The 24,839-nt window shown below is 72.8% G+C and carries 23 protein-coding genes; 11 read left to right on the top strand and 12 right to left on the bottom strand.

The window, feature by feature from the left end; translation table 11 throughout:
* Position 1: 1 nt before the first annotated feature.
* Together ACA361_RS40075 and ACA361_RS40070 are read right to left on the bottom strand one after the other, a co-directional pair.
* Positions 2 to 1,333 carry a DUF2252 domain-containing protein gene (locus tag ACA361_RS40075; protein ID WP_375020379.1) on the bottom strand — a complete coding sequence of 444 codons (1,332 nt, stop codon included), beginning with the start codon at positions 1,331 to 1,333 and terminating at the stop codon, positions 2 to 4.
* A 52-nt stretch (positions 1,334 to 1,385) separates the two neighbouring features.
* Complete coding sequence (locus ACA361_RS40070) at positions 1,386 to 2,429, bottom strand: L-erythro-3,5-diaminohexanoate dehydrogenase (RefSeq protein ID WP_375020378.1); 1,044 nt, start codon at positions 2,427 to 2,429, stop codon at positions 1,386 to 1,388.
* A gap of 183 nt (positions 2,430 to 2,612) precedes the next feature.
* Here ACA361_RS40070 and ACA361_RS40065 point away from each other — a divergent pair, with 183 nt between their 5' ends.
* The 6 genes from ACA361_RS40065 to ACA361_RS40040 all read left to right on the top strand — a co-directional run bounded on the left by ACA361_RS40065 (position 2,613) and on the right by ACA361_RS40040 (position 9,627).
* Positions 2,613 to 3,995, top strand: coding sequence for a KamA family radical SAM protein (locus tag ACA361_RS40065; protein WP_375020377.1), 1,383 nt, complete (start codon positions 2,613 to 2,615; stop codon positions 3,993 to 3,995).
* A gap of 40 nt (positions 3,996 to 4,035) precedes the next feature.
* Positions 4,036 to 5,253, top strand: a complete 1,218-nt coding sequence (locus tag ACA361_RS40060; RefSeq protein WP_375020376.1) for a cytochrome P450 — start codon at positions 4,036 to 4,038, stop codon at positions 5,251 to 5,253.
* A gap of 12 nt (positions 5,254 to 5,265) precedes the next feature.
* A complete protein-coding gene (locus ACA361_RS40055; protein WP_375020375.1) occupies positions 5,266 to 6,348 on the top strand; it encodes a DUF3616 domain-containing protein in 1,083 nt (360 codons plus the stop codon).
* A gap of 36 nt (positions 6,349 to 6,384) precedes the next feature.
* Positions 6,385 to 7,626 carry an acyl-CoA dehydrogenase family protein gene (locus ACA361_RS40050; protein WP_375020374.1) on the top strand — a complete coding sequence of 414 codons (1,242 nt, stop codon included), beginning with the start codon at positions 6,385 to 6,387 and terminating at the stop codon, positions 7,624 to 7,626.
* Positions 7,627 to 7,861: 235 nt separating this feature from the next.
* A complete protein-coding gene (locus tag ACA361_RS40045) occupies positions 7,862 to 8,263 on the top strand; it encodes a hypothetical protein (RefSeq protein WP_375020373.1) in 402 nt (133 codons plus the stop codon).
* A 113-nt stretch (positions 8,264 to 8,376) separates the two neighbouring features.
* Positions 8,377 to 9,627: a PP2C family protein-serine/threonine phosphatase gene (locus ACA361_RS40040; protein ID WP_375020372.1), complete on the top strand. Its 1,251-nt coding sequence runs from the start codon at positions 8,377 to 8,379 to the stop codon at positions 9,625 to 9,627.
* A 48-nt stretch (positions 9,628 to 9,675) separates the two neighbouring features.
* Here ACA361_RS40040 and ACA361_RS40035 read toward each other — a convergent pair whose 3' ends face one another.
* Positions 9,676 to 10,521 carry a formate/nitrite transporter family protein gene (locus ACA361_RS40035; RefSeq protein WP_375020371.1) on the bottom strand — a complete coding sequence of 282 codons (846 nt, stop codon included), beginning with the start codon at positions 10,519 to 10,521 and terminating at the stop codon, positions 9,676 to 9,678.
* Positions 10,522 to 10,698: 177 nt separating this feature from the next.
* Between ACA361_RS40035 and cynS the strand changes: the two genes are divergently transcribed.
* A complete protein-coding gene (cynS, locus tag ACA361_RS40030; protein WP_375020370.1) occupies positions 10,699 to 11,148 on the top strand; it encodes a cyanase in 450 nt (149 codons plus the stop codon).
* A 26-nt stretch (positions 11,149 to 11,174) separates the two neighbouring features.
* On the opposite strand, the gene ACA361_RS40025 is transcribed toward cynS, so the two are convergent.
* Positions 11,175 to 12,218, bottom strand: a complete 1,044-nt coding sequence (locus ACA361_RS40025) for a TIGR03086 family metal-binding protein (RefSeq protein WP_375020369.1) — start codon at positions 12,216 to 12,218, stop codon at positions 11,175 to 11,177.
* 10 nt (positions 12,219 to 12,228) lie between these two features.
* Positions 12,229 to 12,561 (bottom strand): ArsR/SmtB family transcription factor, encoded by a 333-nt coding sequence (locus ACA361_RS40020; RefSeq protein WP_375020368.1) that lies wholly within the window; start codon positions 12,559 to 12,561, stop codon positions 12,229 to 12,231.
* A 248-nt stretch (positions 12,562 to 12,809) separates the two neighbouring features.
* On the opposite strand from ACA361_RS40020, the gene ACA361_RS40015 reads away from it, so the two are divergent.
* From ACA361_RS40015 to ACA361_RS40005, 3 genes are read left to right on the top strand one after another with little or no spacing between them, the layout of a single operon-like run.
* Positions 12,810 to 13,349: an FHA domain-containing protein gene (locus ACA361_RS40015; RefSeq protein WP_375020367.1), complete on the top strand. Its 540-nt coding sequence runs from the start codon at positions 12,810 to 12,812 to the stop codon at positions 13,347 to 13,349.
* 27 nt (positions 13,350 to 13,376) lie between these two features.
* On the top strand, positions 13,377 to 14,444 hold the full coding sequence (locus tag ACA361_RS40010) for a PLP-dependent cysteine synthase family protein (protein ID WP_375020366.1): 1,068 nt from the start codon (positions 13,377 to 13,379) through the stop codon (positions 14,442 to 14,444).
* 41 nt (positions 14,445 to 14,485) lie between these two features.
* The gene (locus tag ACA361_RS40005; protein WP_375020365.1) at positions 14,486 to 15,391 is read left to right on the top strand and encodes a TIGR03619 family F420-dependent LLM class oxidoreductase; all 906 of its coding nucleotides are present in this window, start codon (positions 14,486 to 14,488) and stop codon (positions 15,389 to 15,391) included.
* A gap of 59 nt (positions 15,392 to 15,450) precedes the next feature.
* Here ACA361_RS40005 and ACA361_RS40000 read toward each other — a convergent pair whose 3' ends face one another.
* Positions 15,451 to 15,891 carry an Lrp/AsnC family transcriptional regulator gene (locus tag ACA361_RS40000; protein ID WP_375020364.1) on the bottom strand — a complete coding sequence of 147 codons (441 nt, stop codon included), beginning with the start codon at positions 15,889 to 15,891 and terminating at the stop codon, positions 15,451 to 15,453.
* Between the two features lie 65 nt (positions 15,892 to 15,956).
* A complete protein-coding gene (locus tag ACA361_RS39995) occupies positions 15,957 to 17,003 on the bottom strand; it encodes a LacI family DNA-binding transcriptional regulator (protein ID WP_375020363.1) in 1,047 nt (348 codons plus the stop codon).
* Between the two features lie 149 nt (positions 17,004 to 17,152).
* Between ACA361_RS39995 and ACA361_RS39990 the strand changes: the two genes are divergently transcribed.
* Positions 17,153 to 18,397 (top strand): ABC transporter ATP-binding protein, encoded by a 1,245-nt coding sequence (locus ACA361_RS39990; protein ID WP_375020362.1) that lies wholly within the window; start codon positions 17,153 to 17,155, stop codon positions 18,395 to 18,397.
* Between the two features lie 96 nt (positions 18,398 to 18,493).
* Here the strand turns inward: ACA361_RS39990 and ACA361_RS39985 are convergent, their stop codons facing one another.
* From ACA361_RS39985 to ACA361_RS39965, 5 genes are all read right to left on the bottom strand, one after another.
* A complete protein-coding gene (locus tag ACA361_RS39985) occupies positions 18,494 to 19,435 on the bottom strand; it encodes a carbohydrate ABC transporter permease (protein WP_375020361.1) in 942 nt (313 codons plus the stop codon).
* The gene (locus tag ACA361_RS39980; RefSeq protein ID WP_375020360.1) at positions 19,432 to 20,817 is read right to left on the bottom strand and encodes an ABC transporter permease subunit; all 1,386 of its coding nucleotides are present in this window, start codon (positions 20,815 to 20,817) and stop codon (positions 19,432 to 19,434) included. The genes ACA361_RS39985 and ACA361_RS39980 overlap by 4 nt, the downstream gene beginning before the upstream one ends.
* Positions 20,818 to 20,829: 12 nt before the next feature.
* The gene (locus ACA361_RS39975; protein WP_375020359.1) at positions 20,830 to 22,146 is read right to left on the bottom strand and encodes an ABC transporter substrate-binding protein; all 1,317 of its coding nucleotides are present in this window, start codon (positions 22,144 to 22,146) and stop codon (positions 20,830 to 20,832) included.
* Positions 22,143 to 23,375 carry an ABC transporter ATP-binding protein gene (locus ACA361_RS39970; protein ID WP_375020358.1) on the bottom strand — a complete coding sequence of 411 codons (1,233 nt, stop codon included), beginning with the start codon at positions 23,373 to 23,375 and terminating at the stop codon, positions 22,143 to 22,145. The genes ACA361_RS39975 and ACA361_RS39970 overlap by 4 nt, the downstream gene beginning before the upstream one ends.
* A gap of 322 nt (positions 23,376 to 23,697) precedes the next feature.
* Entirely contained in the window at positions 23,698 to 24,807 is a 1,110-nt protein-coding gene (locus ACA361_RS39965) for a M24 family metallopeptidase (protein WP_375020357.1), read from the bottom strand.
* Positions 24,808 to 24,839 lie beyond the last annotated feature (32 nt).

Genomic DNA, 24,839 nt, shown 5'->3' with positions numbered 1-24,839 from the left:
GTCAGAGACCGGGGATCTCCCCGTTGCGGAACGCGTCGACGAAGAGGCGGTGGTCGTCGCGGACGATGGCGGCGTACTCGGTGCCGAAGGCGACCATGGCCTCGACGAAGGCGTTCTCGTCCGGGCCGATGACCGCGTCGATGGCGTCCTCGACCTGGAAGCCGACCAGCGTGTGGTCGGAGTCGGTGTCGGACACGCAGTGGATCTTGGCGGTGGCGCGGCCGAGGTCGTCCAGCAGGGAGATCATGTCCTCCGGCTCGGTCAGCCCGGACCAGTCCAGGTCGGCCTCGTACGGCGACAGCTCCTGCACGACGAAGCCGACGCCGTCGATCTCGGTGTAGCCGAGCCACGGGTCGGTGTTGGCCTGCAGCGCGCGCCGGGAGACGGCGGTGCGGTGGCCGTGGTGGCGGAAGTACTCGCGGATGCGGGGGTCGTCGACGACGCGGCTGGGCGCGGCGACGTTGCCCTGCTTCATCGACAGGATGACGTCGTTCTCCAGGGCCTGGCTGCGGCCCTCCACCAGGATGTTGTACGCCGACAGCCCGGCCGAGCCGATGCCGAAGCCGGAGGCGCCGACGATGTCCTTGACCTGGTAGGTGAGGCTCCCGAAGCGCTTCTCCTTGGGGATCGTCTGGAGGTACTCCTGGTACGCGCGCTCGACCTTGGCGCGCTCCTCCTCGCCCAGGCGGCGCACGCCGGACCGCTCACGGAAGCGGCGCTCGTGCTGGTCGACCAGCGTCTTGCCCTCCAGCAGCTCGATCCGGGTGGACGACAGCGCGGCGATGAGCACGTCGCGGATGTGGCCCTCGGTGTTGTCGAGCGTGAGCGCGAACGCGTGGTCGCCGGCGCTCGCCGCGAACTTGCGGACCTGGTCGACGTAGGCGCGCACGTAGGTCTCGATGAGGCGGCGGATGTCGGCGTCGGAGATCGCCTTGCTCCAGGCCAGCAGCGCCAGGCTCGCCACCAGCCGCTTGACGTCCCAGGTGAAGTGGCCGACGTACGCCTCGTCGAAGTCGTTGACGTCGAAGACGAAGACGCCGTCGTCGTTCATGTACGTGCCGAAGTTCTGCGCGTGCAGGTCGCCCTGGATCCACACGCGGGCGGTGCGCTCGTCGGCCCAGGGGTCGTCGTCGCCGACGATGTCGGCGTAGAAGAGGCAGGCACTCCCCCGGTAGAACGCGAACGGGTCGGACGCCATCTTGCGGAAGCGCCGGCGGAACTCGGCCGGGCTGCGTTCCATCAGGTCCGAGAACGCCTCGACCAGGACCTCGACGATCCGGGCCTGCCGCTCCTTCGGGTCGATGTCGCTCAACGCCCGGGTGATGCTCGCCATCGGTGTGTCTCCTCGATGCTCGGATCCGCTCCCCCGCCGGGGCATACCCGGGTCATTGTGCCGAATCGCGACCGGGCCCGGCGGTGAACAGGGCACGAACCCCGGGTTCGGCGCGCAGCAGGTCCAGCGCGAGGGCGGCGTGCCCGGGGACGTAGCCGTTCCCGATGAGCATGGTGACGTCGGCGGCCAGTCCCTCGGCGCCGAGCGCGGCGGCGGAGAAGGAGGTGGCCATCGAGAAGAAGACGACGGTGCCGCCGGGGGCGGTGGCCAGGATCGCGCCGTGCTCGCAGCCGGGCACGTCCACGCACACGACGGTGACGCCGGCGGGCTCGCCGATCGCGGCGGCGACGGCGACGGGGTCGCGGGCGTCGGCGCGGACGACGCGGTCGGCCAGGCCGGTCGCGGCGAGGCGGCGCTCCTCGTCCTCGGAGGGGACCAGCCCGATCGTGCGGGCGGCGCCGGCCCGCCGGGCGGCGGCCAGCGACAGCGACCCGCTCTTGCCGGCCGCGCCCAGGACGGCGACGACCGGCGCCACTCCCCCGGCGGCGGCGCGGGTGACGACGCGGCGGGTGAGGGCGGGCGCGCCGCACACGTCCATGACCGACAGCGCCAGCGGCACCGGGAGGTCGGCGGGGAGCACGGCGGCGATGGAGCGGGCGAACAGGATGGCGTGGCCGGAGGCGGGGACCTGCTCGGAGCGGCCGTCCCAGCGGGCGAGGCCGTCGTCGATCGCGAGCGGGGTGAGGGTGAGGGAGACGAGCGTGGCGATCCGGTCGCCGGGCTTGAGGCCGAGCGGGGAGTCCGGGCCGGCCTCGTCGACGACGCCGACCAGCATGCCGCCCGAGCCGGTGACGGGGTTGTGCATCTTGCCGCGGCTCCGGACGATCTCCAGCACCTCGCGGCGGATCGCGTCCGGGTCGCCGCCGTGGGCGGTGTGCAGCTGCCGGTACGAGGCGGCGTCCAGGTTGAGGCGCTCGACCCGTACCCGGACCTCGTCGGGCCGGATCCGCGGGTCGGTGTCGAGCCGGCGCGCCGCCTGGGGCAGCACGCCCTCCGGCTCCAGCACGCGGTGCAGCCCGGCCTCGGTCATGGTCATCTGACGCCCCTCACCGTCGGTCATCGTCGATCATTCCGCAGGTCACGTAAGATATACGCGCTATCACTGGTTGAATCGCAATTCTTCCCGTAACGTCGGCCGTATACAAGATTTTTGCGGCACTGGAACCGGCGCCCACCGGTACCGGCACCCAGGCCGGAACGCTGCGAGGAGGGGTCGACGATGACCACCGCCCTACGTCCCGACCCGGACGTCGCCCAGGAGGCCCACCAGCCCTACGCCTACCGACGTACCCCGCTGCGGGAGCCCGACTGGCGGCGGTTCCCCGGATGGCGGGACGTTACGGCCGCGGAGTGGGAGTCGGCGCAGTGGCAGCGCGCCCACTGCGTGAAGAACCTCCGGCAGTTGCGGCAGGTCATGGGCGACCTGCTGGACGAGGCGTTCTACATCGACCTGGAGCGCGACCAGAAGCAGAGCGCCACCATGTCGATGCTGGTGACGCCGCAGATGCTCAACACCATGGACACCGGCTCGACCGAGGCGTTCTACCACGACCCGGTCCGCCGCTACATGATCCCGGTGCACAGCGACCGCCGCACCGACTGGCCGTCCCACCCGTACGCCGCACGCGACTCCCTGCACGAGGCCGAGATGTGGGCGGTCGAGGGGCTCACCCACCGCTACCCCACCAAGGTGCTGGCCGAGCTGCTGCCGACCTGCCCCCAGTACTGCGGGCACTGCACCCGGATGGACCTGGTCGGCAACTCCACCCCGGCGGTCGACAAGCACAAGTTCACGATCAAGGCCTCGGACCGGCACGGCGCGATGCTCGACTACCTGCGCCGCTCCCCCGGTGTCCGGGACGTGGTCGTGTCCGGCGGCGACGTGGCGAACCTGCCGTGGCCGCGGCTGGAGGCGTTCGTCGACGCGCTGCTCGGCATCGACAACATCCGCGACGTCCGGCTGGCGACCAAGGCGCTCATGGGACTGCCGCAGCACTGGCTGCAGGACGAGGTGCGCGCCGGCATGGAGCGGCTGGCGGCCAAGGCCAACGCGCGCGGCGTGCAGATCGCCGTGCACACCCACGTCAACACCGCCCGGTCGCTCACCCCGCTGGTCGCCAGGGCCGCCCGCGCGCTGCTGGACACCGGCATCCGCGACGTGCGCAACCAGGGCGTGCTGCTGCGCGGCGTCAACGCCACGCCGGCCGATCTGCTGGACCTGTCGTTCGGGCTGCTCGACGAGGCCGGGATCCTGCCGTACTACCTGTACATGTGCGACATGATCCCCGGCAGCGAGCACTGGCGCGTGGCGGTCTGGGAGGCGCAGGAGCTCCAGCACGCCATCATGGGCTACCTGCCGGGGTTCGCCACGCCGCGGATCGTGTGCGACGTCCCCTACGTCGGCAAGCGGTGGGTGCACCAGCTCGCCGACTACGACCGCGAGCGCGGCGTCTCGTACTGGACGAAGAACTACCGCACCGGGCTGGAGAGCGGCGACCCGGACGCGCTGACCCGCCGGTACGAGTACTACGACCCGATCTACACGCTGCCGGAGGACGGCCGGGCCTGGTGGCGCGACCGGCCCGGCGCCTTTACATTGTAGATCAGGAGCGGGTGATCGCGGGGGCGCGTACCCTTTCGTGGTGGATTCCGAGCTCATCGACCGGTTCCCCCTCGGCGCGGCCGTCACCGTGGCCGACCTGGAGGGCGACCCGCACCCCCACCTGGCCCGGCTGCGCGCCCGCGAGCCCGTCTCCTGGCTGCCGGCGCTGGACGGCTGGCTCGTCACCGCCCGCCGCCCCGCGCTGGCGGTGATGCGCGACGCCGCGACGTTCACCGTCGACGACCCGCGCTTCTCCACCGCGCGGCTGCTCGGGCCGAGCATGCTGTCGCTGGACGGCCGCGCGCACGCCCGCCACCGGGAGCCGTTCGCGCGGCCGTTCCGCCCGGCCCGTACGCGCGAGCGCTTCACCGCGTTCGTCGAGGCCGAGGCCGGGCGGCTCACGGCGGCGCTGGCCCCCGCCGGCGCGGCGGAGCTGCGCGGCGAGCTGGCCGGGCCGCTGGCGGTGGCGGTGGTCGCCGAGGCGCTCGGGCTGCGCGGCGCCGACGCCGCGACGATCCGGTCCTGGTACGAGGCGTTCGTCGAGGCCGTCTCCGCCATCACCGCGGGCGGCGAGCCGGACCCGCGCGCGGACGAGGCGTACGCGAAGCTGCGCGCCGCGGTCCAGGAGGCCGCCGCCGAACCCGGCACCACCTCCCTGCTCGCCGAGGCCACCCACCAGGAGGAGGGCCTGACCGGCGCCGAGGTCGTCGCCAACGCGGCGGTGCTGATGTTCGGCGGCATCGACACCACCGAGGGGATGATCGCCAACGCCGTCCTGCACCTGCTGGCCCATCCCGCCGAACTCGACCTGGTCCGCGCCGACCCCGCGCTGCTGCCGGCCGCGATCGAGGAGTCGCTGCGGCTGGAGCCCTCGGCCTCGGTCGTCGACCGGTACGCCACCCGCGACGTGGAGCTGGAGGGCGCCCCGATCCGCAAGGGCGACCTGGTGCGCGTGTCCCTGGCGGGCGCCAACCGCGACCCCGCCGCCTTCCCCGACCCCGACCGCTACGACGTCCGCCGCGCGAACGCCGCCGAGCACCTGGCGTTCGCGCACGGCCCGCACTTCTGCTTCGGCGCGCACCTGGCCCGGCTCGAGACGCGCGCCGTCCTGGAGGCGCTGCTGGACCGCCTGCCGGGCCTGCGGCTCGCACCCGGGCCCGTCCCGCGGCCGCGCGGACTGGTTTTCCGCAAGCCCGAAACCCTGAACGTTCGCTGGAACGTTCACCCGGGGGCCGGGACCGGTCCCGCCGGAATGTGAAACCATCGCCGAATGATCGTGGAACGCCGGGTCGAGCTCCGCTTCGCGCAGGAGAGCCGCGAGGCCGAGACGCACACCAACCTGTCCGCCGTCCGCCAGGACGGCTCCTGCCTGTGGGTGGCCGGCGACGAGACCGCCACCATCGAGCGGCTGACCGCGACCACCGACGCCCAGGGGCACGTCACCGGCTACGCCGGCCAGCGCACCGTGCGGCTCGCCGACCTGATCCCGCTGCCGGCGGGGCCGGACGAGGAGGCCGACATCGAGGGGCTGGCCCGCACGAACGGGTGGCTCTGGGCGATCGGGTCGCACAGCCTCAAGCGCAAGAAGATCAAGCCGGACCAGTCCGACGCCAAGTCGCGCAAGCGGCTGGCCACCGTGGTCCGCGAGGAGAACCGGTTCATCATCGCGCGGATGCCCCTGGTCACCGGCGCGGACGGGCTGCCGGAGGTGGTGGCGGCCGACGGCGGCCGCACCGCCGCCGTGCTCGGCGGGCGCGGCGACGCGCTCACCGACCTGCTGGCCGACGACCCGCACCTGGGGCCGTTCCTGGCCGTCCCCAGCAAGGACAACGGGGTCGACATCGAGGGCATCGCCGCGCACGGCGAGCGCCTCTACATCGGGTTCCGCGGGCCGGTGCTGCGCGGCTGGGCGGTGCTCGTGGAGATCCACCCCGAGACCCACCCGGACGACCCGCGGCGCCTGCGGCTGCGCAGGATCGGCGAGGACGGCGAGCGCTACCGCACCCACTTCCTCGACCTGGGCGGCCTGGGCGTGCGGGACCTGTGCCCGCACGGCGACGACCTGCTCGTCCTGACCGGCCCCAGCATGGACCTGGACGGCCCGGTGCGGGTCGTGCGCTGGCCCGGCGCCGTCACCGTGGACGCCCCCGGCATCGTGCACGCCGACGAGCTGCAGGTCCTGGGCCCGCTGCCGTACGGCGACGGCGACGACCACGCCGAGGGCATCGCGGTCCTGGACGAGACCGACCACGACGGCCGCCCGAAGCTGCTGGTCGTCTACGACAGCCCGGCCGAGGACCGGCTCACCTCCGCCGGCGGCGTGCTGGCCGACGTGGTGTCGTTCGAGAAGTGACCCCGCGGTAAGCGCTCGCTTTCATCTTCTGCTTGGATGGACGCCCCACCAGGCGAGAGCGAGGGCGACACCCGCATGATCGAGTGGTCCGACGAAGATCTGATGATCCGGGACGCGGTGCGCGACTGGATCGAGGCCGAGGTCCGGCCCCAGGCCGACCGGCTGGAGTCCGGCGAGCTCCCCCCGTACGACCTCATCCGGAGCCTCTACAAGACCTTCGGCATGGACGAGCTGGCCCGCTCGTCGTTCCAGGCCCGGCTGGAGCGCGAGGAGGCCGGCGAGGCCGGCGGTGAGAAGGGCTCCGGCGGCGGCGGGAACGCGGCCATGACCATGCTGCCCGTCATCGAGCTGTGCAAGGTCGCGCCCGGGATGGTCTCGGCCATGGGCGTCAGCCTCGGGCTGGCCGCCGGGACCATCGCCGGGCGCGGCAGCACCGAGCAGAAGCGCCGCTGGGCGCTGGACCTGCTCACCTTCGACAAGATCGGCGCGTGGGCGATCACCGAGCCGAACTCGGGGTCGGACGCGTTCGGCGGCATGCAGGCCACCGCGCGGCCGTCCGGCGACGGGTGGGTCCTCAACGGCAGCAAGACGTTCATCACCAACGGCCCGTACGCGGACACGATCGTCTTCTACTGCAAGCTCGACGACGGGCGCGACGCCCGCGACCGGGAGATCCTCACCTTCGTCCTCGACCGGGGCATGCCGGGCCTGGAGCAGAGCAGGCCGCTGCGCAAGATGGGCCTGCACTCCTCCCCCACCGGCGAGCTGTTCCTGAACGACGTCCAGGTCGGCCCGGACCGGCTGCTGAACTCCGGCTCCGGCGGCGGCAAGGAGTCGGCCAAGGCCAACTTCGTCACCGAGCGCGCCGGCGTCGCCGCCATGTCCCTCGGCGTCATCGAGGAGTGCCTGCGGCTGTCGGTCGACTACGCCAAGAAGCGCGAGCTGTGGGGGCAGCGGATCGGCGACTTCCAGCTCATCCAGCTCAAGCTGGCCAAGATGGAGGTCGCCCGGCTGAACGTCCAGAACCTGGTGTTCCGCCACATCGAGATGCAGCGCGCCGGCCGCACCCCGACGCTGGCCGAGGCGTCGGCGATGAAGCTGTACTCCGCCCAGGCCGCCTCGGAGGTGGCGATGGAGGCCGTCCAGCTGTTCGGCGGCAACGGCTACATGTCGGAGTACCGCGTCGAGCAGCTCGCCCGCGACGCCAAGTCGTTCCAGATCTACGCCGGCACCGACGAGATCCAGGTGACCCACATCGCCCGCGACCTCCTCGCCTGACAGCGCCGCCGGGGCCGGGCGCCGCGGCGGCCGGCCCCAGCGCGCCCGGGCGCGCGGCCGCGCGGGCCGTCGTCGAAGGCCGGCGACTTCGGCGGAGGGCGCCTTCCCTGCGGCGGGTCGCCCGATCGTTCCCGGGACGCCGCTTCCGGCCACTCCGCCGGGACGGCGGTCCCCGCGGTACCGGCCGGGATAAATTGCTCGCACCCACTGAGATCCCACTGCGAGGGAGACGGCGATGACCGGCGACGCGGCGCTTCAGGCACTGGCCAGGCTTGTCGGCACCTGGAAGATCAGCGGCGGGCACGAGGGCACCGTGACCTACCGCTGGCTGAACGACTTCTTCCTCCGGCAGGACGTGCACCTGGGCGACACGTACGGCTTCGAGATCATCGGCCGGGAGCGGCCGCTGATGGCCGAGCCCAGCGCGGACATCAAGTCCCGCTACTACGGCGACGACGGCAGCACCCTCGACTACACCTACGAGATCGACGGCGACACCCTCACCATCTGGGCCGGCGACCGCGGGTCGCCCGCCTACTTCCAGGGCACCTTCAGCGCCGACGGCCGCACGCTCAACGGGGCCTGGGTCTACCCGGGCGGGGGTGGCTACGTCTCCAACGCCGAGCGCGTCGACTGATCCTCCTGTTTCCGCACCTGGTGAGCGGGGCAGAAAGGACCGGACGGTGGGGTCGGCGGCCGGCGGCGGCGCCAGGGCTCGGGCGGCCCGGGTTCTAGCCGAGATGGATGCCGATGCGTGCCGATGACGCGGAGCAGGTGCTGGGAGAGCTGATCGAGGCCAGCCACCTGCTGTCGATGCAGCAGATCCCCACGGCGCTGGCCCGGCACGCCTCCCGCGCCGGCTTCCGCGACATCCTGATCTATGTCGCGGATCTGCAGCAGGACGTGCTCCGCCTGCTGACCGGCCGCGACGACGACACCGTCCCGGACGGCGCGGCAATGGAGATGCGCATCGAGGGGACGCTGGCGGGGCGCGCCTACCAGAGCCTGGAGATGGTCCAGGGCCAGTCGCTGGAGGACGGCGCGGAGCAGTGGTGGGTGCCGCTGCTGGACGGCACCGAGCGCGTCGGGGCGGTCCGCGCGACCGTGGAGAGCGACGCCCCGGACGCCCTGCAGCTGCTGTGGCGCCTGGTGGGCCTGGTGGCGCTGATGGTGGTGAGCAAGCGCCCGCTGAGCGACACCTACTCCCGGCTCGTCCGGGTGCGTCCCATGACGGTGTCGGCCGAGATGCAGTGGCGGCTGATGCCGCCGCTGACGTTCGCCAACGACCGCGTGATCATCGGCGCGGCCCTGGAACCGGCGTACCAGCTCGGCGGCGACGCCTTCGACTACGGCCTGGCCGGCGACATCGTCAATCTGGCGATCTTCGACGCCATGGGGCACGACACCACGTCCGGGCTGACCGCGAGCCTCGCCGTGGCCGCCGCCCGCAACAGCCGCCTGCAGGGCGCGGGACTCGTCGAGACCGGCCAGGCGATCGAGGAGGTGCTCGAGCGGCAGTTCGACTCCGGCAGCTTCGTCACCGCGCTCCTGGCCACCCTGGACACCCGTACGGGCGCGCTGTCGTGGGTGAACCACGGCCACCCGCCGCCGGTGGTCATCCGCGGCGGGCGCTGGGTCACGAGCCTGGACTGCGAACCGGCCGGCCCCCTGGGCACCGGCCTGGGGGTGGCCGCCGAACCGTGCCAGGAGCAGCTCGAACCCGGCGACCGGGTGCTGCTCTACACCGACGGGATCGTGGAGGCCCGCGATCCGCACGGCCGGGAGTTCGGCCTGCACCGCTTCGTCGACTTCATCATCCGCCGCGACGCCGACGGCCTCCCGGTGCCCGAAACGCTGCGCCGGCTCATCCGCGGCATCCTCGACCACCACGCGGGCCGCCTCGACGACGACGCCACCATCCTCCTGCTGGAATGGCAGGGGCCGGCCAAGGACATCGCCCCCGCGTCCCGCGGCCGCCTGCCGGGCGGCCCCCTCTCGTAGCACGGCGGCGGCGCGGGGCCCGGCGTGGCGGCGTCCGGCCGCGCCGCCTCACTTGACCGGGACGGCGACCTTCTCGGGGAGCACCGGCGCGTTGCGGGCCGCGCCCGTGCGGGCGTGCGTGGCGTACAGCGTGAGCCCCACGAACGTCAGGCCGCCCACCAGGTTGCCGACCACCGTCGGGATCTCGTTCCACAGGAGGTAGTCCGCGACCGAGAAGTCGCCGCCGAGCATCAGGCCGGACGGGAACAGGTACATGTTGACGATCGAGTGCTCGAAGCCCATGTAGAAGAACACCAGGACGGGCATCCACATGCCGATCACCTTGCCCGAGACCGACGTCGAGATCATCGCGGCGACGACGCCCGTGGACACCATCCAGTTGCACAGGACGCCCCGGATGAAGAGCGTCAGCATCCCGGCGGCGCCGTGCTCGGCGTAGCCGACCGTCCGCGACTCGCCGATGGTGCCGATCGCCCGGCCGACCTCGTTCGGGTCGGCGGTGAACGAGAACGTGAAGATGCACGCCATCATGGCCGCGACGGTCAGCGCACCGGCGAAGTTGCCGACGAGGACCAGCCACCAGTTGCGCAGCACCGCGCGGACGTTCACGCCGGGCCGCTTGTCGATCAGCGCCAGCGGGACCAGCGTGAAGACGCCGGTGAGCAGGTCGAATCCCAGCAGGTACAGCATGCAGAAGCCGACCGGGAAGAGCACGGCCCCGAGGAGGGGCTGGCCCGTCTGCACGCTGATCGTGACCGCGAACGCCGCGGCCAGCGCGAGGATGGCGCCGGCCATGTAGGCGCGGATGATGGTGTCGCGGGTGGACATGAACGCCTTGGCCTCGCCGGCGTCGATCATCTTGGTGACGAACTCTGAGGGGTTCAGATAGGACATGGCGTCGCTTTCTCATGGTGCGGCCCGGCACGCGCGAGCGGGCGTGACCGGGTTCCGGCTGATGTCCGGCCGAGTTTGGAAAGCGCGTATTTCCGGCATGTGACGAGGCGAAGATCATCCCGTCACGTTGGGCTCACAGCGGCCCGTACCGGCTGTTATCGCCCTAGCCTTCGCTCCATGAACCCGATCATGAGGAAGTCCGACGCCGCCGCCCTGGTGGTCGCCGCCCGGCTGCGCCGCGGCCTGTCCTGGGCCCGGATCGCCGACGAGATCGGCGCCCCCGTCGTGTGGTCGACCGCGGCGCTGCTCGGGCAGCATCCGATGACGGAGGAGCAGGCCCGGCGCGTGTGCGACCTGCTGGAGCTGGACGAGGCGGTCGCCGAGAGCCTCCGGCTCCAGCCCGCCCGCGGCGCGGACCCGGCCCTGACGGCCGACCCCACGATCTACCGCTTCGCCGAGGCGCTGGCGGTGTACGGCCCGGCCCTCAAGGAGCTCATCCACGAGGAGTTCGGCGACGGGATCATGAGCGCCATCAACTTCCGCGTCGGCATCGCCCGCCGTCCCGACCCCGAGGGCGACCGCGTCGTCGTCACGTTCGACGGGAAGTTCCTCGACTACAAGTGGTGAACGCCGGTACGCGGGGGCGGCCGCTGTCAGACCTTCCTGCCGACGAAGCACAGGAACTCGGTCTGCAGGTCGGCGCCCGCCGGCACGGGCAGCTTCGGGCCGAACGCCCACGGCTGCCGCAGCGCCTCGTCCATCGGCTTGAGGTGCTCGTAGACGTGGGCGACGAGGCCGGGGTCCAGCCGCTCGTCGCCGCCGGTCGCGCGGGCCAGGTCCCAGGTGTGGACGAGGACGTCCTCCGGCAGCGCCTCGGCGACATCGGCGAACGGTGTCTCGCCGACCGGGGTGGGCAGCTTCGCCGCGCGGCAGGCCGGATCGTCGATCGCGGCGGTCAGGTCCGCGCTGACGCGGGCCCAGGCGTCGCCCAGGGCGGCGTCGGACTCGACCCGCGGCGGCGTGCCCATCGCGGCCAGGCCCACGCCGTGGACGGGTTCGGGCGAGGTGCCGCGGACGGTGGCCGCGATACGGCGGGTCTCGGAGATGACGTGGGCGGCCACGTCGCGCGCCGACCAGCCGGGGCAGGGGCTGGGGGCGTCCCAGCCGCCGGGCGGGACGGCGGCGATCCTGGCGGCGAAGCCGTCGGCGGCGGCGCGGAAGCGCCCGGCCTGGCCGGACATGGGGACCACCTCTTCCTCGGCGCCGAGGACGCGTTCCAGGGCGCGCATCACGTGGCCGCGCCAGCCGCCGCCCATGATGCCGCGGGAACGCTGGTGCAACGGGTTGCCGGGGTCGAAGCCCTCGTGGAGCAGGAACAGCCGGGTGCCGCGGCCCTCGGGACGGAGCGTCCAGGTGAGCGTCCAGTCGGTGCCGCCGCGCTCGGCGTCCTTCCAGGAGACCTGGAGCATCCTCTCCGCCTCGAAGGCGAGGACCTCGGCCAGCACCTTCCCGGAGAACCCGGTCGCCGGTACGGGCCGGGTGTTCATCAGGTAGCGGTGGCCGACCTCCAGGCGGAAGTCGCCGGGCATCAGCCAGCGGGCCAGCAGTTCCGGTTCGGTCAGCGCCCGCCACACCTTGGCGGGCGGGTGCGCGAGGAACCGGCCGACGCTGATCGCGGTCGGGTCGTCTTCGATCATGCGGTCTCCGTCATGTGTCATCGTCTTCCAGGCTGTCAAGGACGTCACTGAGGCCGTCCAGGCGTTCGCGCCAGAAGCGCTCGAAGGGGTGGAGCCACTCCTGGACCTCCGCCAGCGGCTCGGGCCGCAGCCGGTAGAGCCGGCGGCGGCCCTCGCGGCGCTCGTCCACGAGCCCGGCCTCGCGCAGCACCCGCAGCTGCTCGGAGAAGCTCGGGCGGGCCATGGCGAAGTGCCCGGCGAGCTCGTTGACCGGTGTCGGCCCCTGGTCGCGGAGCAGCCGCAGGACCTCCCGCCGCACAGGGCTGGCCAGCGCGGCGAACAGCCGGTCCTCGACCTCAGTCATCGGCGGCCTCCCACGTGAGGTGCATGGCAGACACTATACGTCGGATTTTTCCTACGTGTTCCGTGCCGAGCGGACCGCTACTCCTGATGCCGCCGCTGCTGCCAGACGGGCCGGGGCCGGGGGGAAGTTCGAACTTTGGGTGGCCGGGGGACGTCTAACATGCGAAAGTACGGTCCAGCAATGATCTTCACCTCGCTCCCGAAAGCCCCTGCTAGACAGTCGTTGAGAGGTTCTGGATACTCACAGCTATGGACGGTCAGCCCGCGTTCCCGGTGAGAGCGTCCGACATGGAGCGCGACCGGATCCTGCGCGTCCTCAGTGACCGGGTGGCCGAGGGCCGGATGTCGCACGAGACGTTCGAACGCCGGGTCGACCAGGTGCTGCGCGCCCAGAGCCAGGCCGAACTGGCCGACATCGTGCACGACCTGCCGCCCACCAACCGGGTGGTCGGCCGGCTGACCGGGCTGATCTCGTCGGTCTCGCAGGTGACGGCGCGGTTCGAGGCGGCGTGGCGGGCGCCGCGGCTGCCGCGGTTCATGCTGCCGCCGCCGGGGCTGACCCGGATCGTGGTGGGGCGCGCGCCCGGGTGCCAGTTCATCCTCACCGACCTGACCGTCTCCCGGTTTCACGCCGAGATCTACCGGGCCGACGAGGAGTGGATGATCTCCGATCTCGGCTCGATGAACGGCACCCGGCTCAACGGCTGGCGGCTCACCGGGCCGACCCGGGTGCGGCCCGGGGACGAGGTCGGCTTCGGCAACTCCAGCTTCATCGTCGCCGCCTCCTGACCGCCGCCCGGGTGGTTTCATGATCCCGTGGCTGATGATCGAGACGAGCGGGCCTGGGCGGCGCTCGCGATCGGGCGGCTGGACGCCGAGCGCGGCGAGCTCGGCCCGACGCCCCTGATCCCGTTCCCGCTGCCGGGCCAGGGCGTCACGCTGCTGTTCAAGGACGAGTCCGCGCATCCGACGGGCGGCCTCAAGCACCGTTCGGCACGCGCCCTGTTCCGGCACGCGATCGCCTGCGGCCGGATCACCGAGGGCGGCACGGTGGTGGAGGCGACCGGCGGCAACGCGGCGGTGGCGCAGGCGTACATGGCGCGGCTGCTGGGCCTGCCGTACGTCGCGGTGATGCCCGGGAAGGACGACCCGGCGAAGGCGCGGCCGGTGCGGGAGCTGGGCGGCGAGTGCCGGTTCGTGACGCCGCCGCTGGCGATCTACGACGAGGCGCGGCGGGTGGCGGACGACACCGGGGGCTGCTACCTCGACCAGTTCGCGTGGGCCGAGCGGGCGCTGGACTGGCGCGGCGACGACGTCGCCGGGGAGCTGTTCGCGCAGGTGCCCGATGCCGCCTGGGTGGTCGTCGGGGCAGGTACGGGCGCCACGGCGGCGAGCCTTGGCCGGTACGTCCGGCACCGCGGCCTGGCGGCGCGGCTGGCGGTCGTGGACCCGGAGAACTCGGCGTACTTTCCAGGCTGGGCGACGGGCGCGCGGGACTACGCGACCGGGATGCCGTCGCGGATCGAGGGCATCGGGCGTCCCCGCATGGAGCCGGGTTTCCTGCCGTCGCTGGTCGACCTGATGCTGCCGGTGCCGGACGCGGCGAGCGTCGCCGGGGCGCGGGCGGTGCGCGCGGCCACCGGGCTCGCGGTGGGCGGGTCGACGGGCGCGAACCTGTGGGGCGCGCTGCGGCTGGCGGCGCGGCTCATGGAGCGGGGCGAGGAGGGAACGATCGTGTCGCTGGTGGCCGACGCGGGCGAGCGGCACCTGCGCGGCGTCCACGACGACGGCTGGGCCGCGGGCAAGGGCCTGGACCCCGCGCCGTACGCGGCGGTGATCGAGCGCTTCCTGGCCGGCGGCGGGTGGGAGGAGCCCGCTCGGTAGAGTCGCCCGGGTCGGATCGTGAGGACAAGGGGAGGCAGAACGTGCTGATCGGGTTCGCCGTGCCGGTGTCGGGCGGCTGGTCGGAACCGGCGGGCCAGGCGTCGGTGGCCCGGCGGGCCGAGGAGCTCGGGTACCACTCGGTCTGGACGCTCCAGCGGCTGCTCAACCCTGCCGGGGCCACCGACACCCCGTACCGGGACGTTCCGGACCCGCTGGTGACGCTGGCGTACCTGGCGGGGCTGACCGAGCGGATCAGGCTGGGCGTGGCGATCGTCAACATGCCGTTCTACTCGCCGGTGCTGCTGGCCAAGCAGGCGGCGACGCTGGACCGGGTCGCGGCCGGGCGGCTGGACCTCGGGCTCGGGATCGGCTGGATGCCCGAGGAGTTCGCGGCGTCGGGCGCGCCGATGCAGCGGCGCGGCGCGCGGGCCGAGGAGTTCATCGCCGCGATGCGGGCGCTGTGGGCCGGCGGCGAGGGCTTCGAGGGCGAGTTCCACCGGTTCCCGCCGGTGGTGATGGGCCCGGCGCCGGTGCAGTCGCCGGAGCCGCCGATCCTGCTGGGCGGCGCGGCCGACTCCGCGCTGCGCCGGGCGGGGCGGCTGGCGGCGGGCTGGGTGAGCGCCAGCCGGGCCGATCCGGGGTCGCTGGGGCGGTCGATCGCGGTCGTCCGGGAGGCGGCGGAGGAGGCCGGGCGCGACCCGGCGGCCCTGCGGTTCGTGTGCCGCGCGGCGGTACGGGTGCGCGCGGGGGGCCGGGCGGACCGGCGGCCGCTGACCGGCTCGTACGAGGAGATCCGCGCCGACTTCGACGACATCGCCGCGCAGGGGATGACCGAGCTGTTCGTGGACCTGAACTTCGATCCGGAGATCAGCGGGCCGGCGGCGGACCCGGCGGAGTCGCTGCGCCGCGCCCGCGAGGCCCTGGAGGCGTTCGCGCCCGGCGCCTGAGTCCCGCCTCCCCGCGGGCGGCGGCCCGCGGGGAGGCGTGATCGTTCCTCTCGTCTTCCTTAAAGGGGCGGGCGGCGGTTCTCCCAGGGGGTGCTGAGAACGACCGTGGTGCGGGTCGCGACGTTGGCCGCGGCTCGGATCTGCTGGAGCAGGTCCTCCAGCTCGTTGGGGGATTTCACCCTCACCTTGAGGATGTAGCTCTCCTCCCCCGCCACCGAATGGCATGCCTCGATCGCGGCCAGGCCGGCCAGCCGCTCGGGCGCGTCGTCCGGCGCCGCCGGGTCGATCGGTTTGATCGATACGAACGCGGTGAGCGGCAGCCCGATCTGCTCGTTGTCCAGCAGTGCCGTGAACCCCTTGATGACGCCGCGCTTCTGCAGCCGCCGCACCCGCTGGTGCACGGCCGACACCGAAAGGCCGGTCTCCTTGGCCAGATCGGTGAAGCTCATCCGGCCGTCATCGGCCAGCAACGCCATGATCTGACGATCGATCTCCTCCACCCGGGAAATCTAGCGTGTCGGCGGGGTCCGTGCAGGGTCAAGAGCCGATCAAGGCGGGGCCGTGCTCAGCCGGAACGGCCGCCGCCGCGGGCGGTGCGGGGCGGGCCGCAGCTGCCGCGGATCATCAGTTCGGCCGGCAGCAGCACCGGGCCGCCGCGGCCGCGCCGCGCGCGGTCGCGCAGGAGCAGCTCGCACGCCCGGTACCCGATGTCGTGCCCGGGGCGGGCGACGGCGGTGAGGGGCGGGTCGCACAGCTCGGCCCAGGGCACGTCGTCGACCATCGCGATGGAGACGTCGGCCGGGACGCGCAGGTCGAGCTCGCGGGCGACCAGGACGGCCGCCTCGCCGAGCAGGTGGCCGGCGGCGAGCACGGCGGTCACGTCGCCGCGCCGCTGCAGCAGGCCGGCGGCGGCGCCGTAGGCGCTGTCGCGCTCGGGCCGGGCGGCGACGATCAGGTCCTCGTCGGCGGGCACGCCCACGGCCGCCAGGGTGTCGCGGAACGCGCGCTCGCGCACGCCGGGCGGGGTGCCGGGCGCCGCGCCGCCCAGGAACGCGATGCGGCGGTGCCCGAGGCCGGCCAGGTACTCGGTGAGCGTGCGGACGCCCCCGCGGTCGTCGGCGAGGACGGCGGGGATCTCCGGGAGGCCGGGCAGGGCCCGGTCGGCGAAGACCACGCCGGCGCCGGGACCGGCACCGGCGGCGCTGCGCCAGGCGGCGGCGTCGCCGGCGGGCAGCGCGATGACGCCGGCGACGCGCTGCTCCACGAGCCGTTCCACGATCTCGGCCTCGCGGGCGGGGTCGCCGTGCGCGGCGTCCACGATCACGTGCTCGCCCAGGGTGCGGGCGCAGGCGAGCACCCCGGCGATCAGCTCGGCGCAGAACGGGTCGGTGACATCGGGGACGACCAGCCCGATGCCGCCGGCGCGCCGCAGCTTGAGCCCGCGGCCGAGGGCGCTGGGCCGGTAGTCCAGCTCCCGGGCCGCGGCCAGCACGCGCTCGCGGGTGGCCGCGCCGACCGAGCCGGTGCCGGTGAACACCCGCGACACGGTCGCGATGCCCACCCCGGCCGCCGCCGCCACGTCCTTGATCGTCGCTGGCCGCCCGCCCGCCATCGGCCCACCGCCTCTCCGCCGGTCATCTTTTCATGACCACACCTTTCCTGGAAACGTTTCCATCATGTTGACTCCGGTCACTGGTCGAAAGCCCTGGTGGGCGGCAGGTCGTTGGAAACGTTTCCACTAACCGGAGTGAGAGGGACGAGATGGCCGAGATCGTGCTGGAGCGGGTCGACAAGGTGTACGGCGGCGGCGTCAAGGCCGTCGACGGGCTGGACCTGGAGATCCGCGACGGCGAGTTCATGGTGCTGGTCGGCCCGTCGGGCTGCGGCAAGTCCACCGCGCTGCGGATGATCGCCGGGCTGGAGGAGATCAGCGGCGGCAAGATCTCCATCGGCGAGCGGGTGGTGAACGACCTGGCGCCCAAGGACCGCGACATCGCGATGGTGTTCCAGAACTACGCCCTCTACCCCCACATGACCGTCGAGCAGAACCTGGCGTTCGGGCTGAAGCTGCGCGGCGTGTCCAAGGAGGAGCGCGCCAAGAAGGTCCGCGACGCCGCCAAGATGCTCGGCCTGGAGCAGTACCTGTCGCGCAAGCCGGCCGCGCTGTCGGGCGGGCAGCGGCAGCGGGTCGCGATGGGCCGCGCGATCGTCCGCGAGCCGCAGGCGTTCCTGATGGACGAGCCGCTGTCCAACCTGGACGCCAAGCTCCGCGTGTCGATGCGCGCCTCGCTCAGCCAGCTGCACGAGCGCCTCAAGGTCACCACCGTGTACGTCACGCACGACCAGGTCGAGGCCATGACGCTCGGCGACCGCGTCTGCGTCCTGCGCGAGGGCAAGCTGCAGCAGGTCGACACGCCGCAGCGGCTGTTCGACAACCCCGTCAACCTGTTCGTGGCCGGCTTCATCGGCTCGCCCGCGATGAACTTCGTCACCGCGAAGCTGGAGAAGGACGACGACGGCGCGCGGGTCTCGTTCGCCGGCTACACGCTGCCGGTGCCGGCCGACCTGCTGGCCGCCAAGCCCGGCCTGGACGGGTACGTCGGCCGCGAGATCATCCTCGGCATCCGGCCGTCCGACTTCGAGGACGCCGCGCACGCCAAGCCCGACTGGGCGCCGCTGCACGCCACCACCAGCGTGACCGAGGAGCTGGGCAGCGAGATCAACGTCATCTTCGCCATCGACGCCCCGCCGGTCGAGCACAAGGACACCGCCGACCTGGCCGAGGACGCCGCCGAGGGCGAGGAGGACATGGCGATCCCGCTGGCCGACAACAAGGCGCTGTGGACCGCCCGCGTCAACGCCCGCTCGCACGTGCGGCCCGGCCAGGACATCGAGCTGGCCGTCGACACCCGCCGGCTGCACTTCTTCGACCCGGCCAGCGGCCTGGCGATCGGCCACGCCGACGCCGCCGCGGCGGGCACCCCGGTCACCAAGGCGTCCGCCTGACCCGGAACACCGCCTGACCCGGAACACCCGGACACGGCGAGGCCCGGGCCGTACGGCCCGGGCCTCGCCGCTCTCACGCTGCCGTCTCCAGGCGGGTCACTTCACCGAGCCGGCCAGCACTCCCTGCACGAAGTAGCGCTGGAACGCGAAGAAGACGGCCAGCGGGATGATCAGCGACAGGAACGCGCCGGGCGCCAGCACGTCGATGTTCCCGGTGAACTGCCGCATCTGCGACTGGAGCCACTTGGTCATCGGCTGCGAGCCGGTGTCGGCGAACACCAGCGCGACCAGCAGGTCGTTCCACACCCACAGGAACTGGAAGATGCCCAGGGAGGCGATCGCCGGGCCGCCCAGCGGGAAGATCACCCGGCGGAAGATCGTCCACTCCGAGCCGCCGTCCATCCGCGCCGCCTCCAGCAGGTCGCGCGGGATCGCGGCGAAGAAGTTGCGCAGCAGGAAGATGGCGAACGGCAGCCCGAACGCCACGTGGAACAGCACCACGCCGGTGACCGACCCGAACATCTGGAAGCCGCCGAAGTCGATCCGCCCGTACAGCTTGGCGACCGGGATCAGCGCGACCTGCACCGGCACGACCAGCAGCGCCACCACGAGCAGGAACAGCCAGTCGCGGCCGGGGAACTCCAGCCACGCGAACGCGTACGCGGCCAGCGCGGCGATCGCCACCACCAGCACCGTGGAGGGCACCGTGATGAGCACGGTGTTCCAGAACGAGTCGACGAAGTCGGGCTTGTCGAGCAGCGCGGTGTACGCCTCGCCGGTCAGCTGCGACGGCGCGGTGAACACCTGCCACCAGCCGCCGGCGTTGTTGTCCTCGTTCGACCGCAGCGAGGCCATCAGCAGCCCGAACGTCGGGACGAGCCAGAACAGCGCGACCACGACCAGCAGCCCCTGGGCCGCGCCGCCGCCGACGCGGCCGGCGATCCGGGCGGCCACGCCCCGCTTCGGCGCCCCGGGCGCAGGCCCCGCGTTTCCCGCGTGCCCTGCGTTGCCCGTGTTCGCCGGGTTCTTCGCGCTCATGACCGCTCCTGCCGCAGCCGCCGGAGGTTGAACAGCATGGCGGGCACCACCAGCAGGAACAGCAGCACCGCGATCGCGCTGCCCGCCCCCTGGTCGTTGCCGCCGCCGAACGACTCGGTCCACATCCGCAGCGCCAGCACGCTGGCGTCGGGATCGCCGCCGCCGATGATGAACACCAGGTCGAACACCTTCAGCACGTTGATGACCAGCGTGACCAGGACGACCATCAGCACCGGCGCCAGCAGCGGGATCGTCACCCGCCGGAACACCTGCCATTCGGTGGCGCCGTCGACCCGGGCCGCCTCGAGCGCGTCGCGCGGGATGGCGGCCAGGCCCGCGGCGATCAGGACCATCGCGAACCCGGCCCACACCCACAGGTACGACCCGATGATCGCCGGGGTGATGAGGGTGCCGCCGAGCCACTCCGCGCCGCCGTAGGCGGCGGTGAAGTTGTCCTTGGGCAGCGTGACCGTGTACGTCCCGGACCCGAGCCCGGTGATGGTGAACGTGCCGTCCGCCCGGGTGGTGGCGGTGCCGGCGACCTCGCTCCCCCGCATCGCCTGGACGGTGACGCCCGGCAGGCCGGACTCGCCGGCGTTCGGCCGGTTCGGCGCCCCGCCGCCGCCCCTGGTGAAGTCGAACCACACGGTGCCGGTCAGCTGCCCGGGCCGGGCGGCCGGCGGCGGCGCCGCGGGCTTCGCGTCCTCCGGCAGCAGCTCGGGCTTGACCCGCACCAGCGGGACGAGCGCGCTCTGCCCGGCGGCGACGGGCGCTGCGACGTTCACCGAGACGCCGTCGGCCCCGGGCCGCACCGGCTGGCCGCCGCCGGTCCGCGGGCCGGCGCCGGGGTAGCTCGCTCCCCCGGCGAAGGTGTCGTGGACGGCGACCATCGCGGCGTTGGCCACGCCCTTGTCGGGGTCCTGCTCGTACACCAGGCGGAAGATCACGCCGGAGGCGAGGAACGAGATCGCCATCGGCATGAACACCACGAGCTTGAACACCGTGGCCCACCGGATCCGCTCGGTGAGCACGGCGAAGACCAGCCCGACGATGGTGACCAGGGTCGGCGCCACGACCACCCAGATCGCGGTGTTGCGGACGGCGACCAGGTTGTCGTGGCCCTGGAAGACGCCGACGTAGTTGTCGAGGCCGACGAAGCCGGTGCCCTCGGCGTCGAAGAAGCTGCGGACGACCGAGTACACGATCGGGTAGACGACCAGGAAGCCGAGCAGCAGCAGCGCGGGCAGCAGGAACAGCAGCGCGAACCAGGACGGCGGCTGCAGCCCGCCCTTGCCGCCGCGGCCGGCGGGCTTCGCGGCGGCCGCGGCGGTGCCGCCGGCCGGTCCGGCCGGCGGCGCCGCGTCGTCGTGAGCGACCTTCATCCGGTGCTCGCCCTAACCCTTGTACGCCTTGGCGGCCTCGGCCTCCAGCTTCGCCTGCGTGCCCTTGACGTCCGACGGGTTCTGCACGAAGCCGCGCAGCGCCTCCCACATGCCCTCGCCGGGGGTGGCGCCGAACGCGGCGGGGGTCAGGTCCGACAGGTCGTAGCGGGCGGCGTCGCCGGCCGCCTGGAGCTGGGCGATGAGCTGCTTGGCGACCGGGTCGGCGTAGGCGTCGGGGGCGACGCCCTTGTTCGGCGACAGGTAGCCGCCCAGGCCCGCCCACGTCTTGCCGGCCTCGGGCGAGGCGAGGAACTTCATCAGCTCCTGGGCGCCCTTGCCGTCCTTCATCGCGACCGCGATGTCGCCGCCCAGCATCGCCGGCGCGGTGTTCCCGGCCTTGGGGAAGGCGAAGACCTTGGCGTCGGTGCCGACCTTGGACTTGGTGGTGTTGATGTTGGCCGCGGCGAAGTCGCCGCCGTACACCATCGCGGCCTTCTGCTGGCCGAACACCTCGGTCACCGAGGCGTCGAACTTGGTCTTGGTGGCCTGCGAGGTGCCGCCGGCGATCAGGTCGGGCTTGCCCCAGATCTGCGCGAGCGTCTCCAGCGCCTGGCCGACCGACGGGTCGGTCCACTTGATCTTGTGCTCGGCGAGCTGGTCGTACTTCTCGGGCCCGGCCTGCGAGAGGTAGACGTTCTCGAACCAGTCGGTGAGCGTCCAGGAGTCCTGCGGGCCGGCCGCCAGCACGAACGGGGTGGTGCCCGAGTCGCGCACGGTGCCAGCCGCCTTCACCAGGTCGGCCCAGGTCGCCGGGGGCTGCACGCCGGCGTCGGAGAACACCTGCGGCCGGTACCACATGATCGACTTGTAGGCGGCCTTGATGAGCACGCCGTAGGTCTTGCCGTCGGCGGAGCCCAGGTCCTTCCAGTACGGCGAGAAGTTCTGGTCGATGGTCTGGGTGACGTCGGCGCCGAGCGGCTTGAGGGAGCCCTTCTCCGCGTACTGCCGCATGAGGCCGGGCTGCGGCAGGATCGCCACGTCCGGCGGCTGGTTGGCCTGCAGCCGCGGGCCGAGGAAGGCGTCGGTGTTCTCGCCGGTGGAGGCGTACTTGACGGTGGCGCCGGTCTTCTTCTCGAACGCCTTGAGGACCTCGCGGAAGTTCTTCTCCTCCGGCCCGGTCCACTTGGCGGCGACCTCGACGGTGGTGCCCTTGAGCGCGCCGCCTCCGGCCGGCGCCTCCCCGCCGCCGTCGTCGCCGCCGCATCCGGCGGCCGTGACCAGCAGCCCCGCCGCGACGGCGGTGCTCAGTACTCGCCTGCTGACCCTCATCCCTCTTCTTCCTCCCTGGCCGATCCGGCGCCGGCCGATCCCCAGATCGACTCGCCGGTCCCGATATCGAAGAAATGCAGCCGGCCGGTGTCGACCCGTACCTCCACCGGGTCGCCGACCTTGACGCGGGTGCGCGGGCTGAACCGCGCTACCAGGTCCGTACGGGGCTCTTCGGGGGTGCCGAGCACGTCGGTGCCGGCGTCGCGCGCCAGCTCCCGGGTGTCCTCGGTGTCCACGCGCTCGGCCTCGACCGCGAAGTGCACGAGCACGTCCGAGCCCATCGCCTCCACCAGGTCGGCGGTGGCGGTGAGCCGGGCGCCGTCGCCGGCCTCGACCAGCTCGGCGTCCTCCATGTCCTCGGGGCGGATGCCGACGACGACGTCGCGGCCGAGGTAGGAGGCGAGTGCGGGCCGGGTGTCCAGGACGGCGGGCGGCAGGTCCAGCGTCCGGCCGCCGACCTCCAGCCGCGGCGCGGCGGCGTCGCCGGACAGCCGCCCGTGGAGCAGGTTCATCGCGGGCGAGCCGATGAAGCCGGCCACGAACAGGTTGGCCGGGCGGTCGTACAGCTCCTGCGGCGGCGCGACCTGCTGGAGCTCGCCCTTCTTCATCACCGCGACCCGGTCGCCGAGCGTCATCGCCTCGGTCTGGTCGTGGGTGACGTAGATCGTGGTGACGCCGAGGTCGCGCTGGATGCGGGCGATCTCGGCGCGCATCTGGACGCGCAGCTTGGCGTCGAGGTTGGACAGCGGCTCGTCCATCAGGAACGCCTGCGGCTCGCGGACGATCGCGCGGCCCATCGCGACCCGCTGCCGCTGCCCGCCCGACAGGTTGCGGGGCTTGCGGTCCAGGTGGTCGGTGAGGCCGAGGATTCGGGCGGCGTGCTCGACCTTCTCGCGGATCTCCTTCTTGGGGAGCTTGCGCAGCGACAGGCCGAAGCCGATGTTGTCGCGCACCGACAGGTGCGGGTAGAGGGCGTAGCTCTGGAAAACCATCGCCACGTCGCGGTCCCGGGCGGGGACGCGGTTGACGACCCGGCCGCCGATCGTGACCTCGCCCTCGGAGATCTCCTCCAGCCCGGCGACCATCCGCAGCGCGGTGGTCTTCCCGCAGCCCGAGGGCCCGACCAGGACCAGGAACTCCCCGTCGGCGACGGTGAGGCCGAGATCGGCCACGGCCCTGGTGCCGTCCGGATAGACCTTCCCGACGCCGCTGAGGACCACCTCTGCCACGGCCCCTCCTTCCGCCCGCCCAGCTGGCAAATCGTCCAATAGCCGTGGCGGACGTCGGCCCGTCCCCGGCCACCTCCCGGGGCCCTCGCGCGCGCCGCGCCGGCCGTACGCGCGCACGGCCGGCGGGACAGGCGTTCGTAACCCCGGCGGAACAATGCCTAGTGCGTACAGGGCGGGGCGACCGGGCCGCAATAGGGTGCCGCCGGGACGCCCAAACGGTGTACATATCGTTATCGAGCCGAACATAAGGTACGAATGCCGCGGCGGCGGGGCCCCCCGGGGCCCCCCCGCCGCTCCGCACCGTTCCCGCGCGCCGGGCCGTTCAGTGGACGATGACGGTCTCCCGGGTGGTGGCGTTCATCCGCTCGAACCCGTCCGCGGTGCACACCACGATGTCCTCGATCCGCGCGCCGTGCTCGCCCGGGTAGATCCCCGGCTCGATCGAGAACGCCATCCCCGGCTCCAGCGGCTCGGTGTTGCCCGCGACGATGTACGGCTCCTCGTGCGTCTCCAGCCCGATGCCGTGGCCGGTGCGGTGGAAGAAGTGCTCCCCGTACCCGGCGGCGGCGATGATGTCGCGGCCCGCCGCGTCCACCGCCTCGGGCGTGGCGCCGGGGCGCACCGCCCGGCACGACGCCTCCTGCGCCTCGCGCAGCACGTCGTAGTAGGCCACGTAGGAAGCCGGCGGCGTGCCGACGCAGTAGTTGCGCGTGGAGTCCGAGCAGTAGCCGCTCGGCATCGTCCCGCCGATGTCGACCACCACCGGCTCCCCGGGCGCGATGGGGCGGTCCGACAGCTCGGCGTGCGGGTTGGCGCCGTTGGGACCGGAGCCGACGATGACGAAGTCGACGCGCTCGTGGCCCTCGGCGATGATCGCGTCGGCGATGTCGCGGCCGACCTCGCGCTCGGTGCGGCCCGGCTTGAGGAACTCCGGCACCCGCCGGTGCACCCGGTCGATCGCCGCGCCCGCCTCGCGCAGCGCCTCGACCTCGGCGGCGCTCTTGCGCATCCGCAGCCCGCCCATCACCCGGCCCGCCGCGACCTGCTCGGCGCCCGGCAGCGCGGCCCGGAACCGCAGCGCCATCGCCGCCCACATCCGGTCGGCCACCGCGACCTTCGCCAGGCCGCGCGGCAGCCGCGCCGCGACCAGCGCGTACGGGTCGTCGGTCTCGTCCCAGGGCACCAGCTCCACGCCCAGCGCCCCGGCCGGCGACTCCTGCGCCGCCGGCAGCTCCAGCCTGGGCACCACCAGGAAGGGCTCGCCGGACGCCGGCACCACCAGGCAGGTCAGCCGCTCCAGCTGGAGCGCGTCGTAGCCGGTGACGTACCGCAGGTCCGGTCCCGGCGTCAGCAGCAGCGCGCCGAGCCCGGCCTCCTCCGCGGCCGCCCGCACCTGCGCGAGCCGCTCGCGCGGATACAACGACTCTGTCACATCCGTCTCCATTCTCGTTCCGGATCTGGTCC

Source organism: Actinomadura sp. 21ATH (assembly GCF_041951345.1).
Classification (GTDB): Bacteria; Actinomycetota; Actinomycetes; order Streptosporangiales; family Streptosporangiaceae; genus Spirillospora.
This window is presented reverse-complemented; position numbering and strand designations above follow the sequence as displayed.

Coding starts and splice junctions, on each gene's coding strand:
- ACA361_RS40065 (WP_375020377.1), top strand. CDS start 2,613: ATGACCACCGCCCTACGTCCCGACCCGGACGTCGCCCAGGAGGCCCAC.
- ACA361_RS40020 (WP_375020368.1), bottom strand. CDS start 12,561: ATGACTGAGGTCGAGGACCGGCTGTTCGCCGCGCTGGCCAGCCCTGTG.
- ACA361_RS40045 (WP_375020373.1), top strand. CDS start 7,862: ATGACCGGCGACGCGGCGCTTCAGGCACTGGCCAGGCTTGTCGGCACC.
- ACA361_RS39990 (WP_375020362.1), top strand. CDS start 17,153: ATGGCCGAGATCGTGCTGGAGCGGGTCGACAAGGTGTACGGCGGCGGC.
- cynS (WP_375020370.1), top strand. CDS start 10,699: ATGAACCCGATCATGAGGAAGTCCGACGCCGCCGCCCTGGTGGTCGCC.
- ACA361_RS40015 (WP_375020367.1), top strand. CDS start 12,810: ATGGACGGTCAGCCCGCGTTCCCGGTGAGAGCGTCCGACATGGAGCGC.
- ACA361_RS40055 (WP_375020375.1), top strand. CDS start 5,266: ATGATCGTGGAACGCCGGGTCGAGCTCCGCTTCGCGCAGGAGAGCCGC.
- ACA361_RS40025 (WP_375020369.1), bottom strand. CDS start 12,218: ATGATCGAAGACGACCCGACCGCGATCAGCGTCGGCCGGTTCCTCGCG.
- ACA361_RS39975 (WP_375020359.1), bottom strand. CDS start 22,146: ATGAGGGTCAGCAGGCGAGTACTGAGCACCGCCGTCGCGGCGGGGCTG.
- ACA361_RS39995 (WP_375020363.1), bottom strand. CDS start 17,003: ATGGCGGGCGGGCGGCCAGCGACGATCAAGGACGTGGCGGCGGCGGCC.
- ACA361_RS40075 (WP_375020379.1), bottom strand. CDS start 1,333: ATGGCGAGCATCACCCGGGCGTTGAGCGACATCGACCCGAAGGAGCGG.
- ACA361_RS40040 (WP_375020372.1), top strand. CDS start 8,377: ATGCGTGCCGATGACGCGGAGCAGGTGCTGGGAGAGCTGATCGAGGCC.
- ACA361_RS40070 (WP_375020378.1), bottom strand. CDS start 2,429: ATGACCATGACCGAGGCCGGGCTGCACCGCGTGCTGGAGCCGGAGGGC.
- ACA361_RS39985 (WP_375020361.1), bottom strand. CDS start 19,435: ATGAGCGCGAAGAACCCGGCGAACACGGGCAACGCAGGGCACGCGGGA.
- ACA361_RS40035 (WP_375020371.1), bottom strand. CDS start 10,521: ATGTCCTATCTGAACCCCTCAGAGTTCGTCACCAAGATGATCGACGCC.
- ACA361_RS40050 (WP_375020374.1), top strand. CDS start 6,385: ATGGACGCCCCACCAGGCGAGAGCGAGGGCGACACCCGCATGATCGAG.
- ACA361_RS39980 (WP_375020360.1), bottom strand. CDS start 20,817: ATGAAGGTCGCTCACGACGACGCGGCGCCGCCGGCCGGACCGGCCGGC.